Origin of the sequence: Nakamurella sp. UYEF19, assembly GCF_040546275.1 — a bacterium.
GTDB lineage: Bacteria > Actinomycetota > Actinomycetes > Mycobacteriales > Nakamurellaceae > Nakamurella.
Genome location: NZ_JBEPNO010000040.1, coordinates 1 through 14,191 on the forward strand (window position 1 = coordinate 1; position 14,191 = coordinate 14,191).

General features: G+C 65.1%; 11 protein-coding genes and 2 pseudogenes. 9 read left to right on the forward strand and 4 right to left on the reverse strand.

Features of this window, described 5'->3' with window-relative positions; genetic code table 11:
• Positions 1–77: 77 nt before the first annotated feature.
• Positions 78–863 (reverse strand): hypothetical protein, encoded by a 786-nt coding sequence (locus ABIB25_RS27780; RefSeq protein WP_354531759.1) that lies wholly within the window; start codon positions 861–863, stop codon positions 78–80.
• A gap of 643 nt (positions 864–1,506) precedes the next feature.
• On the opposite strand from ABIB25_RS27780, the gene ABIB25_RS27785 reads away from it, so the two are divergent.
• From ABIB25_RS27785 to ABIB25_RS27825, 9 genes are all read left to right on the forward strand, one after another.
• A complete protein-coding gene (locus tag ABIB25_RS27785) occupies positions 1,507–2,172 on the forward strand; it encodes a BON domain-containing protein (RefSeq protein ID WP_354531760.1) in 666 nt (221 codons plus the stop codon).
• 905 nt (positions 2,173–3,077) lie between these two features.
• A complete protein-coding gene (locus ABIB25_RS27790; protein WP_354531761.1) occupies positions 3,078–3,548 on the forward strand; it encodes a PRC-barrel domain-containing protein in 471 nt (156 codons plus the stop codon).
• 19 nt (positions 3,549–3,567) lie between these two features.
• A complete protein-coding gene (locus ABIB25_RS27800; RefSeq protein ID WP_502919919.1) occupies positions 3,568–5,679 on the forward strand; it encodes an HAD-IA family hydrolase in 2,112 nt (703 codons plus the stop codon).
• Complete coding sequence (locus tag ABIB25_RS29280) at positions 5,670–5,903, forward strand: glycosyl hydrolase family 65 domain-containing protein (RefSeq protein WP_502919920.1); 234 nt, start codon at positions 5,670–5,672, stop codon at positions 5,901–5,903. The genes ABIB25_RS27800 and ABIB25_RS29280 overlap by 10 nt, the downstream gene beginning before the upstream one ends.
• A 225-nt stretch (positions 5,904–6,128) precedes the next feature.
• Complete coding sequence (locus ABIB25_RS27805) at positions 6,129–7,406, forward strand: NAD(P) transhydrogenase subunit alpha (protein ID WP_354531762.1); 1,278 nt, start codon at positions 6,129–6,131, stop codon at positions 7,404–7,406.
• Positions 7,403–7,720, forward strand: coding sequence for an NAD(P) transhydrogenase subunit alpha part 2 (locus ABIB25_RS27810; RefSeq protein WP_354531763.1), 318 nt, complete (start codon positions 7,403–7,405; stop codon positions 7,718–7,720). Before ABIB25_RS27805 ends, ABIB25_RS27810 begins: the two co-directional genes overlap by 4 nt.
• Positions 7,717–9,138 carry an NAD(P)(+) transhydrogenase (Re/Si-specific) subunit beta gene (locus ABIB25_RS27815; protein ID WP_354531764.1) on the forward strand — a complete coding sequence of 474 codons (1,422 nt, stop codon included), beginning with the start codon at positions 7,717–7,719 and terminating at the stop codon, positions 9,136–9,138. Before ABIB25_RS27810 ends, ABIB25_RS27815 begins: the two co-directional genes overlap by 4 nt.
• 84 nt (positions 9,139–9,222) lie before the next feature.
• Positions 9,223–10,275, forward strand: coding sequence for a zinc-dependent alcohol dehydrogenase (locus ABIB25_RS27820; RefSeq protein ID WP_354531765.1), 1,053 nt, complete (start codon positions 9,223–9,225; stop codon positions 10,273–10,275).
• Positions 10,276–10,340: 65 nt separating this feature from the next.
• A complete protein-coding gene (locus tag ABIB25_RS27825) occupies positions 10,341–11,732 on the forward strand; it encodes an NAD-dependent succinate-semialdehyde dehydrogenase (RefSeq protein ID WP_354531766.1) in 1,392 nt (463 codons plus the stop codon).
• Between the two features lie 74 nt (positions 11,733–11,806).
• On the opposite strand, the gene ABIB25_RS27830 is transcribed toward ABIB25_RS27825, so the two are convergent.
• The 3 genes and pseudogenes from ABIB25_RS27830 to ABIB25_RS27840 all read right to left on the reverse strand — a co-directional run.
• On the reverse strand, positions 11,807–12,157 hold the full coding sequence (locus tag ABIB25_RS27830; RefSeq protein WP_354531767.1) for an ABC transporter permease: 351 nt from the start codon (positions 12,155–12,157) through the stop codon (positions 11,807–11,809).
• A gap of 325 nt (positions 12,158–12,482) precedes the next feature.
• Positions 12,483–12,873: pseudogene (locus ABIB25_RS27835) on the reverse strand (histidine phosphatase family protein).
• 47 nt (positions 12,874–12,920) lie between these two features.
• Positions 12,921–14,032: pseudogene (locus ABIB25_RS27840) on the reverse strand (HAD-IC family P-type ATPase); the annotation flags it as partial.
• Positions 14,033–14,191: the final 159 nt, after the last annotated feature.

Here is a 14,191-nt window from a genome sequence, read left to right on the forward strand (position 1 = left end):
GGAACGAACGCTGCCACCCGTTCATCTGGACCAAAACAGCCGACCAGATCCTCGCCAAAGCCCACCGTAAGAAGACTTCAAACACGCGACACTAGATGGATGCGCTGCAGCAGCCGTCCGGCGTTCAACCGGGTTGCGACATCAGCGGTGTCGGTGACGGTGACGATCCCGTACACGGCAGCGGTGGCCGTGTGTACGTTCCGTGTCTGCTCGAGCCAGTATCGATCGCCGGCGACCCGGGAGGTGGCGGGCAGGATCTTGGCGAGCGCCAGCTTCAGCGGGGCCATACCCTGAGCATCAAGAGTCGGACCATCGCGATGCTCGTCGATGTCGTCGCGGTTGTTGCGGAACCACGAGAACGCCTCTTCCGACTGTCCTTGGTCGGCGATGAACGCCTCGGTCGCCGCCAACATCACCGAGCTCAGCGCAGCCCTCTCCGACGAGGATGTGAACCAGCGAATGGACACGCCGGGCAGATCGGCGGTAGAGCCCGGCAGGTCGTCGAGAATGGACTGGGCGATACCACCGGCCTGGTATGGCCCGCGATTGGAGTGCCTGTTCCCGATCGCGTCGTACAAAGGCGAAACGATCGGTTCTGCACTGACGAAACTCACTGTGGCCAAGTGAGTCTGGTCACCCGGCGTCGGCAGAAGAGTCACCGATGTCGAGAAGCCGCGGGCTGTCAGTCCCAATGTCAGGTTCTCCAGTGCACACCCCAAGCCGACGTGGTGCTCTCTATCAAATGGGTCGACGGCCGGCATCACCCGGGTCGAATCCGCGAAGACCTCGATGCGGTCGGCCGCGACATGAAAGAGCCACGGCTGCGTGTTGTGCGGGTTGGCTGCAAGAATGGCGGCTGCCACGGCGCCGACCGGGCGTGGGTCGTTGCGCCATTGCGACCATGGGTCGTACGGCCCTCCGGAACCGGAATCCAGCACCCCGTTGTCGAAGACCCGATAGCTCAGCACCCCAGTGCCGGCAACCAGGATGGTGGCGCCGGAAACGCCCACCGCTCTCAGCACAGAACGGCGCGATAACAAGCGGTGGGGAGGCGGCTGCGGCAGACCGGCGTTCTCGGCCTCCGGATGGTTGGTGTCGGTCCTCATGTCGATCCTTCCTTGTCCACCCGAGCCTGGCTCAACGGCGTACCCGACCCCTAGTGCCGATAGGCCTATCTGGGGCGGGACCATCAGCAGCCGACAATGCAGGACTCGACGAGGTGCTGTTCGGTGGCCGACGGCAGAGCGACGGAGTCGTATTGTCTGGCCGATTCGACGGGACCTCTACCCCTGTCGCTTGCCGACGTGATACGACCGTAGTTCGACTTCTCACAGCCACCGGTGCCGCTGCCTACCAGGGGCCGGCTTTCTTTACCCGGATGCTTGGGATAAAATTCCTGTGGTAATCCATGCGAAGTGCTCGAGCACCGGTACGTAGTCCATTCGGCTCGAATGACGGGACCTTGTGCCCCTCGCCGCTCGCCGCGGCAAGCCTAGAATCCTTTTCATGACACAGACATTGAAACGAACAGACGCAGAGATCAAGAAGAACATGGAGGACGAACTGTCTTGGCTGACCAGCGTGAACAGCAATCACATCGGCGTCTCCGTCGATGACGGCGCCGTCACCTTGACCGGACACGTCGAGTCCTACCCGCAGAAGCTGCTCGCCGGGAAGGCGGCGCTGAGGGTCCGTGGCGTCACGGCCATCGCTCAGGACGTGGAGGTGCACAGCAGTTGGTCCTCGACCAAGGACACGGACATCGCGCGGGAAGCCGGCGAGTCACTGGATCGATCGGTGACGGTGCCAGACACAGTCAAGGCCTCGGTGCACAATCACATCGTCACACTCACCGGCCAGGTCAGCTGGCGGTTCGAACGTGAGGCTGCGGTTCGGGCGGTGCATTACCTCAAGGGGGTGCTGGACGTGATCAACGGAATCACCATCAGGCCGACGGTCTCTGCGGCCGGGGTGAAGGAGAAGATTCAGGCGGCGCTGTTGCGCAATGCCCAGTTCGAGGGCAAGTTCATCACCGTCACCACTGAGCCGAGTGGCCACGTCACCTTGAACGGCAACGTGCGGTCCTTTGCCGAACGCCGCCAGGTGGAAGAGGTTTCCTGGTCCGCCCCGGGAGTAAGCCGAATCACCAACAACCTGCAAGTCACCGGCTGACAGCCCTGGAATCTTGCCGTGCGGGGTATATCGCGCGGGCAGTGTGCCGTCCGGCATTTGCCGATGCTGCATCTGCCGTCGTGGCGCACGGCTGCTGCGAGGGTTGCGGTGTCTGCGCTGCCGAGCTCGACGCGTCTCCAGCATTGGAGGATTCCGCGTCTCCTCAGATTTCAGTGACCCCGACCAGACATAGACGGTCCCGATGCATCAGGCGCATTTAACCCGGGCAGTAGGGCCCTTTGGCCCTACTGAACGCCGACGAGCCGGCCCAAGGTGACAGGGAGGGCACGAGCGTTGAAGCGCACAGATGCCGGCCTCGAAGGGCGCCGCCATCGACGGGATGTTCTCGATTCCCGCCATTACCAGATCCCATAGTGACCGGCTCCCCCTCGGAGATCACGGTGCGCATATCGCACGGGGAAGCCTGCTACCCAACCATGTTCGGAGCGATTGCCTTGGTCCCGTTCCTCGTCGGGCAACTGGCCCAGGCGCCGGCGGCAACTAACCTCCGAGACAGCGCCAGTCCTGGCGGACGAGGGGCCCGCCAGGCTCTTCGCCGGTGAGACTGCCGCCTGGACTGCACTCGATGATCATCAGCTCACCAAACTGCTCAAACAATCCGCGTCCTGAATCGAACGCGCCGATGAGAGGAACGCATCTCGATGGGAATACCAGTCCAACTTACTGACCCGGCAGGGCAAGAGCCAACTCAGGCGATCAGCCTTGGCGCGGATCCCTACGAGTCGAGGACACCCGGCCGGTCGGATTCCGTCATGGTGAATCCAGCCTTGGCGGCCGCTGCCGAATTCGTCCATGCTGATCAACTCCGACCAAGGTCTTTCGTTCCGTGGCCACCAAACAGTTCCCCCATTAGCAAAACTTCACACCAACCGGAGAGAAGTTCCATGAGTACCGAGAAGACCGAAAATACATCGGCGCTGATCACGCTCGGCACCCAAGGCCAGACCGTCGCCGATCCAGCCCAAGACGTCCGTGGTCGAAAAGTGCACGACAGCAACGGCAAGGACATCGGCAAGATCACGGACCTGCTGATCGACACCGAAGATCACAAGGTCCGCTTCCTTGAGGTGGAGCACGGCGGATTTCTCGGCCTCGGAGCCAAGACCTCGTTCATCCCGGTGGACGCGATCAGCACAGTCGGCGACCATGTCGTGTTTATCCATCAGTCCGGTGAGCATGTTGCCGCCGCACCCCCGTACGATCCCGACCTGCAGGACAAGACCGGCTACTACGACGATCTCTCCGGTTATTACGGGTACCAGCCATATTGGGGTGTCGGATATGTCTACCCGGGTTATCCCCATTACGGCAAGGGTCCGCGCCATAGCGGCGGCACATTCCAGGCCGGGGATTGAGCAGCCGGCTGTCGGACCTGTGACAGCCATCGGGCGTACCGGCACCGCATTGGGGCTGCCGGCCGGAACCCGGGCTTGCCTGTTCGACCTGGACGAAGTGCTGACCGACACCGCAAAGATGCACGCAGCGGCCTGGAAGGAAATGTTCGACGACTTTCTGAAGGCTCGAGCCATCAGCACTGCTAACAGGTTCGTCGCGTTCGACCCACTCGACGATTACGACCGGTACGTGGTCGGCAAGGAAAGGGCCGACGGTACGGCCTCGTTCCTGTCCTCGCGCGGGATCGATCTGTCGCAGCGTGACCACAGTGGTCCTACCGACCCGCCGACCATCATCGGGCTTGGTAAGATCAAGAACGCGATCTTCGTCCGCCAAATCCGTAGTAGCCGGGTCCACCCCTACCTGGGATCGGTTCGCTATGTGACCGCGGTGCGCACGGCCGGTCTCCGGACGGCGGTCGTGTCGTCGAGCGCCAACTGCGCCGAGGTCCTCGAAGCCGCCGGCATCGCTGACCTTTTCGATGCCCGGATCGACGGCATCAGCATCGCTCAGCAGCATCTGGCGGGAAAGCCTGCGCCTGACTCCTACCTGGCGGCGGCCGACGTCCTTAACGTCGAGCCCGGCAGGGCTGCGGTTTTCGAGGATGCGCTCTCCGGAGTCACGGCGGGCGCGGCAGGCTGCAGGGCTGCGCTCGCACGGCGCGGATCGCGTAGCGACCGATCTCGGGCAATTGTTGAGTCCGGCCGGTCCGACTTGATCAGCAATCCGGCCCACGAGGCAGATCCGTGGTGCCTGCGCGAGTCGCACCTGAACCTGGACGTCCTTGCCCAGAGCGACTCGGTGTTCGCGTTGTTCAACGGCCACATCGGATGGCGCGGAAACCTCGACGAAGGAGAGCCGCACGGGCTACCCGCGGCGTACCTCAACGGAGTGTTCGAATCACATCCCCTGCCCTACGCCGAGACCGGCTACGGATACCCCGAGGCCGGGCAGACCATGATCAACGGGATCAACGGGAAACTCATCCGGCTGCTGGTCGACGATCAGCCATTCGACATCCGTTACGGACGAGTGCTTTCGCACGAGCGGGTCCTGGATTTCGGCGCGGGCGTGTTGCGACGCCAGGTTGAATGGCTGTCACCCGGCGGACAGCGGGTCCGAATCTGCTCGAGCCGGCTGGTCTCCTTCTCACAGCGTTCAATCGCGGCGATCAGCTACGAGGTCGAGGCGCTCGACGCCGCAGTTCGGGTGGTCGTGCAGTCGGAACTCGTGGCCAACGAGATGCTGCCGGCTGGGAGTGGTGACCCACGGGAGGCCGCCGCGGTGCGCACGCCGTTGGTGTCCGAGAACCATGCGAGCAAGGGGTCTCGGGCCGCGCTCATGCACCACACGATGAAGAGCCATCTGCGGATCGGGGCCGCGATGGACCATCACCTGGACCTGCCTGAGTCGGCCACGATGTCGAGCGAGAGTTTCCCGGATCTCGGCCGGGTCACGGTCACGGCCACGTTGGTCCCCGGTCAGAAGCTCCGTGTCATCAAATACGTCGCCTGCGGTTGGTCGGCGGACCTGAAGATCACCGTTGTCGAGATCGCTCGGTGGTCCGGCGCCGCCACGGCCATGTTCGTTCCGTACGATGACGGTCTCGAAATCCACTGCCAAGCCGAGGGATTCACCCAACACGAGGTCTGGGACTTCGCGTCGACCTCCGAGGAATATCCGCTGCTGCTCCATTTCCACTACTTCGACCTCTATCGCAAACAGGTCGTCAAGCAGGCCGACCTGGTCTTGGCCATGCATCTGCACCCAGAAGCTTTCACCGCCGCCGAGAAGGCCCGCAACTTCGCCTACTACGAAGCCCTGACGGTGCGGGATTGCTCGCTGTCGGCGTGCACCCAGTCCGTGATGGCCGCGGAGACCGGCCACCTGGACCTCGCGTACGACTTCCTCACCGAGGCGGCGTTGATGGATCTTGACGATCGGGAGCACAACACGCGCGACGGCCTGCACATCGCGTCGTTGGCGGGCACCTGGATCGCCCTGGTTCCCGGCCTCGCGGGCCTGCGCGAATGCGACGGCACCGTTGCCTTCTCTCCCCGATTGCCGTCGGGATCACGCGGTTGGCCCTGACCTTCTGCGTCCGGCAGAGCCGGCTGCGCGTCGAGATCACCCCGACCACCACGACTTATGCAATCCTGTCCGGGCCGTCGTTGTCCTTGCTCCACGACGGCAGCACCCTGGTGGTATCCGCCGGTGCCGCGGTTTCCTCCCCCACCCTGAGCACGCTGGTCGCGGTGGCACCGACCCAACCGCTGGGGCGGGCGCCGCAGCCGCACCGAGCCGGCCGCGTGTAGCCGCTTCACCGATCGACCGGCCCAGCGGTCGTGACGCCGGGGCGGCAGGATCAGGGCTGATTTAGATGGCCCGTTGCACAGCCGGTTCGCCTGCGTTTCCGACCACAGTGCTCAGTCCTGACAGGACCTAAGCCCCTGCCACTGCAGCACCTCTCATTGGTTGGCTGGAACCATCGCTCCGATCCTCGGCCGCGAAGTAGCTTCTCAACCAATGCTAGGAACCTCATGGTCTCACCAACTCCCCCTACCGGCCCCGCACTGAAGGTCGGTGTTCTCACCGAGACGGCACCGAGGGAGCACCGTGTCGCCCTCGACCCCACTGCCGTGGCAAAGCTGGTCAAGGCCGGTCGCGCCGTCGACATCGAATCGGGGGCCGGCGCGCCGGCCGGTTTTCCCGATGCGGCCTACACCGCTGCCGGCGCAACCATCGCGGCCCGCCCCAGCATCCTCCAGCACTCGGACGTCGTCGCCGTCGTCCGGAGCCCCGACGCCAGGTTGATCGCCGCCCTCGACAAGGGACAGACGCTGATCGGCCTGATCGACCCGCTGAACCACCCCGACATGATCCGCGATCTCACCGAGCGAGGCGTCACCACCGTGGCGTTCGAATTCGTTCCTCGGACTCTCAGCCGGGCCCAGGCGATGGACGCGCTGAGTTCCCAATCGAGCGCCGCGGGATACCGCGCAGCGATCGTCGCTGCCTACACCTTCGGTCGTTACCTGCCGATGATGATCACCGCCTCCGGGACCGCCACCCCTGCAAAGGTGATCGTGATCGGCGCCGGCGTCGCCGGCCTCCAGGCGATCGCCACGGCCAAGCGCCTCGGCGCGGTCGTCACCGGCTACGACATCCGCGATGCCTCCCGCGGGGAGGTGGAATCGCTCGGCGCGAAATTCCTCACCAGTTCGGTCGCCGAGGGCGCCGGTGCGGGCGGGTACGCCCGCGTCATGACAGATGCCGAGAAGGCAACCCAGCAGGGTGAACTGGCATCGGCGCTGGCCGACTTCGACGTCATCATCACCACGGCGAAGGTGCCGGGCCATGCCCCGCCGGAGCTCGTCTCGGCCTCCACCCTGGACAGCATGCGGGCCGGTTCGGTCTGCGTCGACCTCGGTTCGAGCGACCTCGGCGGCAATGTCGCCGGCTCGGTGGAAGGGAAGGTCACCGTCACAAAAGGCGGGGTGACCGTCGTCGGCGCCGGAGAACTCGCATCCGACCTGCCCGCATCCGCCTCCCAGATGTACGCGCGGAACATCGTCGCCGTGCTCGGTTCGCTCGCACCCGAGGGCGAGATCGTCGTCGACAGCACAGATGCCGTGCACCAGGGCATCGTCGTCGGTCACGCCGGCGAGGTGAACAACGCCGCGATGCGCAAGGCACTGAAACTCGACCCCCTTCCGGACGCATCCCCGGCGACCCCCGCCGACGCCCCGGCCACCGCCGCCGCGACGACGCCGGGGCCTACCCCCGCGGCCCAGAATCACAAGGAGAAGGCCGCATGACCGCCGAACTGTTCTCGAATCTCGCGATCTTCGTCCTCAGTCTGCTCGTGGGCGTCGAGGTGATCGGAAAGATCCCTTCGACGCTGCATACGCCGATGATGTCCGGTTCCAACGCGATCCACGGCGTCGTCATCGCCGGTGCGGTGGCGACGGTGACGTTGGCCCACAGTCCGCTCGGCTACGTCCTGACCTTCCTCGCCGCTGCCCTCGCGGCAGCGAACGTCTTCGGGGGCTACGTGGTCACCGACCGGATGTTGGAAATGTTCACCCGGCACGCGCCCGCCGCCGCCTCCGACCCGAAAGACCCCTCGTGACCACCTTCGATTTCGCCGTCGGCGTCGTCTACCTTGCCGCCTCGACCCTTTTCGTGGTCGGCCTGCATCTGATGCGCCTTCCGTCCTCTGCCCGCCGCGGCAACCTCATCTCGGCCGGCGGCATGGTCGTCGCGGTGCTCGCGACCGTGGTGTTCTCGCTCCACGAGTCCGGCGGCAGCTGGATCGGCTGGCTCGCCCTCCTGTTCGGCGCGGCTCTCGGAGCCGCGTTCGGGATCGCCCGCGCCCGCACGGTGAAGATGACGGACATCCCGCAGCTGGTCAGCATCTTCAATGCGGTGGGTGGCGGAGCGGCCGCTGCGGTCGCCTTCGCAGACTTCGTGCAGCACACGACCGGAACGGCCCTGGGGTTGGATTCGTCGATCCCGATCGTCCTGGACGTCGTGATCGGATCGATCACGTTCTCCGGCTCGCTGATCGCCGCCGGAAAACTTCAGGGCATCATCTCCGGCAGCCCGATCACCTTCCCCGGCGCTCGGCTGGTCAACGTGCTGGCCATCATCGTGGCCCTGGCCGCCGGGGTCTTTGCGATCACCGTCGGCAACGACGTCTGGCTTCTGGCGGCCGTACTGGTGGCCTCCCTGCTGTTCGGCGTGCTGCTGGTGCTCCCGATCGGCGGCGCCGATGCGCCGGTGATCGTGTCACTGCTCAACGCGCTGACCGGCCTCGCCGTCGCGATGGCAGGTTTCGCGATCGACAACCAGGCACTGATCATCGCCGGCGCCCTCGTCGGCGCGGCGGGCACCATCCTGACCCTGCAGATGGCCAAGGCCATGAACCGCTCCGTAGCCGCCATCGTCCTCGGTGGCTTCGGGACCGGCGACTCGAAGTCCTCCGCTGCTCCGGATGCCCAGGATCTCAGCAACGTGCACCAGGTCAGTGCGGACGATGTGGCCGTGCAGCTCGCTTACGCCCAGCAGGTGATCGTCGTGCCCGGTTACGGCCTGGCCGCGGCCCAGGCCCAGCACGAGGTCGCCGAGCTCGCGAAACTGCTGATGACGCACGGCATCGACGTCAAGTACGCCATCCATCCGGTCGCCGGTCGTATGCCCGGACACATGAACGTGCTGCTCGCCGAGGCCAATGTGCCCTACGAGCAGATGCTGCAGCTGGACGAGGCGAACGTCGCCTTCGACAACTGCGACGTCGCGCTGGTGGTGGGCGCCAACGATGTCTACAACCCCGACGCACGCAAGCCGGGCAACCCGGTCTCCGGGATGCCGATCCTTGATGTCGACCACGCCAAGTCGGTCGTCATTCTCAAACGCTCGATGCGCCCCGGCTACGCCGGTATCAGCAACCCGCTGTTCACCGATCCGAAGACCGGGATGTATTTCGCCGACGCGAAGGTGGGCCTGGCCGCCATCACCGCGGCGGTGAAGGAATACGTGACCGCCTGATCCCGCCGACCGGAGCAATTCTCGCCATCCGACCACGACCGTCCACAACCCTGGTACCAACTCGCAACAGACGAAAGGCACATCATGAAGGCAGCAGTCGTCACGACATTCGGTGCACCACTGGAGATCCAGGAACGTGACATCCCGGAACCGGCACTCGGACAGGTACTCATCAGGATGGAGACGTGCGGTCTGTGCCACACCGACATCCATGCGTCCCATGGTGATTGGCCGGCGAAGCCGACCCTTCCCCTGGTGCCCGGGCACGAAGGGGTCGGGATCATCGAGAGGCTCGGCCGTGAGGTCACCAACCGCAAGGTCGGCGAGCGGGTCGCCATCGCCTGGCTCGGATCCGCGTGCGGCGAATGTCGCTACTGCATCGACGGCCGCGAGACCCTGTGCGAGAAGCAGCAGGACAGCGGATACTCGGTGGACGGCGCGTTCGCGGAATACGCCGTCGCCAGCGCCAAGTACGTCGTCCCGGTGCCCGACGGCATCAGTTCCCTGGATGCCTCCCCGCTCAGCTGCGCCGGCCTGACGACGTACAAGGCGCTCAAGGTCGCCCACATCGTGCCCAGCGAGCACGTCGGAGTGTTCGGGATCGGGGGCCTCGGTCATCTCGCCGTGCAGTACGCCCGGATCATGGGCGGTCTCGTCGTCGCGATCGACATCGAGAAGCCCAAGCTGGACCTGGCCACCGAGCTCGGTGCGACCCACGTGGTCGACGCTTCCGCCTCGGATCCGGTGGCGCAGATCGCGAAGCTGGGTGGACTGGACGTAGCACTCGTCCTGGCCCCGTCGGCCAAGGTGTTCGAGCAGGCCTTCGCCTCGCTCCGACCTGGTGGGCGGTTGATCTGCGTCGCGATGCCGGCGACCGGAAACCTCGAGATCCCGATCTTCGAGACGGTCATCAAGGGCATCTCCGTCATCGGGTCCATCGTCGGCACCCGTCAGGACCTGGCCGAGGTCTTCGCCCTGCATGCCGCGGGCCGCACGCGGGTCGTGGCGCAGGTGCGCGCCCTCGAGGACGTGAATGCGGCCATGTCGGACGTGCTGTCCGGCGGGATCCCCGCGCGGCTGGTCTTCGAGTTCGCCCCCGCGCCGGTGGTTGCGGTCGCGCACGCCTCCGCCAAGTAAGGCTTTCCCGCCGTTCAGGCGGGACAGGACAAAGAGGGCAGTTCGCTGCCGGGAAAGGTTTTGACATGACGTACCAGACGATCAATCCGTACACGAATGAAGTGGTTGCAACATTCCCCGATGCGACGCACGAAGAGGTGGACGCGGCCATCACGGCGGCGCACGCGGCCTTCCTGTCCTGGCGGGAGACCCCGTTCTCCGCGCGAACGGCGGTACTGGGCAAAGCGGCTGCGCTGCTTCGCGCGGACCGGCGCCGTTACGCGGAACTCCTGACGCTGGAGATGGGCAAGGTCATCGGCGAGGCGGAGGCCGAGGTCGATCTCTCGGCCGACATCCTGCAGTACTACGCCGACCGCGGGGAGACGCTGCTCGAGACGGAGAAGGTCCCGGTCGCCTACGCCGCCGAGGGCCAGGTGGAGATCGTGAGCCAGCCCCTGGGTGTCCTTCTCTCGATCGAGCCGTGGAATTTTCCGTACTACCAGGTGGTGCGCGTGGCCGCGCCGCAGCTGCTGGCGGGCAACACCATCCTGCTGAAGCACGCGAGCAACGTTCCGCAGGCCGCTGCCATGTTCGACGATCTGTTCGCCCGCGCGGGGCTTCCGGCCGGCGGCTTCCAGAACCTCTACCTGCCCCACGCTCTCACCGAGCACGTCATCGACGATCCGCGCGTCCGCGGGGTCGCCCTGACCGGTAGCGAAGAGGCCGGCTCCATCATCGCCGCATACGCGGCGAAGGCCGTCAAGAAGAGCACCCTGGAGCTGGGTGGTTCCGACGCGTTCGTCGTGCTGAAGGATGCGGACATCGACAAGACGGCCCAGTGGGCGGTCTTCGGTCGGCATTGGAATGCCGGACAGGTCTGCGTCTCGGCCAAACGCATGATCGTGGTCGACGACGTGTTCGACGAGTTCTTCGAGAAATACCGTGCCGGAGTCGCGGCGCTCAGGTCGGGCGATCCGATGGATCCGAAGACCACTCTGGCACCGATGTCGTCCCAGGGCGCGGCCGACAATCTCGCCGTCCAGGTGAAGAAGGCGGTCGCCGGAGGGGCGAAGGCAGAAACCCTCGGCGCTCCGGTGCCCTCGAAGGGGGCATTCTTCCAGCCCACCATTCTCACCGGAATGGACTCGAAGAACTCCTCGTACTACGAGGAGTTCTTCGGACCGGTCTCCATCGTTATCCGCGTCAAGGACGAGGCCGAGGCGATTGCCGTGGCGAACGACTCACCGTTCGGCCTCGGCGGCTCGGTGTTCACCAAGGACACCAAGAATGGCGAGAAGGTCGCCCGGAAGATCGACACCGGAATGGTCTACGTCAACCACCCGACGATGGTCAAGGCAGACATCCCGTTCGGCGGTATCAAGCATTCCGGATACGGCCACGAGCTGACCAATCTCGGGATCCAGGAGTTCGTCAACAAGAAGGTCATCGACGTCGTGGACATCAACGCGGCGTTCTGACCCTCACCTCATCAGGCCCGGGCTGCTCGCAAGGGGTCGAGCGGACCGGGCATTGACGACGTCTGATGAGAAGGTCAGGACGTCCGATGGTTGTACTGGCGCAGGGCCAGCGGTACGAAGACCGTGATCAGCCCGCAGGACCAGGCCAGGAGCTTCCAGACGGTACCCCCGCTGTCGGTGCCGAGAGCCAGTTCCCGGCTCGCATCCACCGCGAAGCTCACCGGCTGATTACGCACGAACGCCTGCAACCGGGCCGGCACCGTCGCCAGGGCGACAAATGCACTGCTGGCGAAGGTCAACGGGAAGATCACGACAAAGCCTGCGAGCTGGGCTGTCTCGGAGTCCCTGACGGCTATCCGCACCAGTGCGAACACCCACGAGACGGCGCAGCTGAAAAGCAGCGCAATCGCGACCAGACCCAACATGCACGATGCCCGCCTGGAACCGGAAGTCCGCCAGGGTCCCGACCACCAACATCATGGCCACGACGACGAGGTTGCGCAGCACCTGCGTCGGGTCCCGCAGGAGTCTATCGACCTGACCGGCTGACAACCGCTACAGCGTCGCCTCGGGTCCGCAGACGGATAGGCCATGTGAGCGGCCCTCGCTGAAGTCGGCGCAGCGGCACCAGCGTCTTTATCGGCTATCTCCACCAGATCACCACGAGGCGCGGCTTCTGCTGGTCGACAGCCAGAATCCGGGAGAAGTGCCCGGGGGTCGCCACTACCAGCGGCTGTGTGCTATCCAGTATTACCGCGCGTGAGAACTTTTCGGCTCGTGTTCGACATCCAGTGTCGACTCGCCATCCGGGCAGCCATGGTGCCAGATGTCCCAACCGGGTGCGCGCCGGCGGATCTGCTTGCCGGTCAAGCCTTCGTAGTCCCCGTAGTCGAATTCGGCCACGAGTGGGTCGATGTCCATCTGGTGTCCGCAGTAGCGCGAGGGTGGTCGTCTCGATGGCGCGCTGCCGTGGGCTTGCGACCACCACCGGATCCTGACCGCGCAGCACGTGGTCCAGCAGGGGCGGCAGCGAGGCCGCTTGGGCTCGGCCATCGGCCGTCAGGAGCACGTCGGTGCCGCCGGTGTACCGACCGGTCAACGTCCAATTGGTTTCGCCGTGACGAACGATGATGAGCCTCATCGACGCTCCGCCCCCGTCGGCCACATCATTTGTTTGACCGCCAGTGGCTAATCGTGCTGGGCGCACCAGTCACACCGGCGGCGGTGGCCGGTGCCGGGCTGGTCGTGCTGATGGCTCTTGATCTCGGCGCCGTAGGGGCAGTCGATGTTGTCGTGGAACACCGGGTCGCGCGGATCGGCGTCGGTATAGAAGGCAGCGGAATCGATTGTCGTTGCGGTCGTGGTGTCGCTCGCGCGCTGCTGCTTCGGCAACGGCGTGTCCGCCTTCTCCATGCTGGTCCTGCCAGCGTTGTCGAAGATGCGGTAGGCGAGCAATTTGATCCGGTCGTTGATCAGGAACCAGGCGAGGGCGTAGACCCAGACGAAGGCGGCCCAGCCCCAGCCGAGGGGTGTCATTAAAAAGTCCATAGACGGCGATCAGGGTGGCGATTGCCTGGGTGCCGAGGACCGCGAGGAACAGGATCCGGGCTCAACGGATCGACCAGAACGGCCCGCGGGTGCGGGTGAGAAAGATGGTGAGATGCCCTGCGACGGAAAGCTTCAGGTACATGAGGGTCTGCACCTGGTCTCGTCCGAGATGAAAGACGCGTTCCCATGATCGCGGTGACGGGGTAGAAGTTGAACACCAGGATGGCCAAGGTCATGAACAGCAGCACCCGCAGGGTTTCCGCGATCCGGTATATCGCATAGGAGTTCATCCGCTGGAAGTTCTTGCGGCTCTCCTTGATGGCGTCGATGATCACTGACAGCCCAGGAGTGAGCAGCACGATCGCCGCTGCGGCGCGGGCGGCATCGGTGGCGCCGGAGACGCCGGAGACGGCGATGCCGCAGTCGGCCTTCATCAGCACTGGGGCGTCGTTGACGCCGTCGCGCGTCATGCCGACGATGTGGCCGCGCTGCTGCAGAACGTCGACGATGTGATATTTGTGCTCGGGGAACACCTGGGCAAATCCGTCGGCCGTTTCGATGGACGCGGCCACCGCTGCGGTTTCGGTCTTCTTGACATCGCCGAGGCCGGCCGCATCGAGGATGTCGGTACCGAGGCCCACTTTGCCGGCGGTTTCCTTGGCGATGGCGAGAGCGTCGCCGGTGACCATCTTGACGGCCACACCCAAGGCTTTCGCGGTGGCTATGGTGGACGCGGCATCCTCGCGCGGCGGGGAATCACGCAGATGAGGGCCGATCTCGTCGTCGGTCGCCAGGCCGGCATCTCATGGCACTTCACCTGAGCGCGTTCGCGGTGAACGGGTTCCACCTGCCGCCGGTGTTGATCGGGCGGGGGATCCCGTCGCCTGATCGCGTCGCGCATCAGCGGTTGG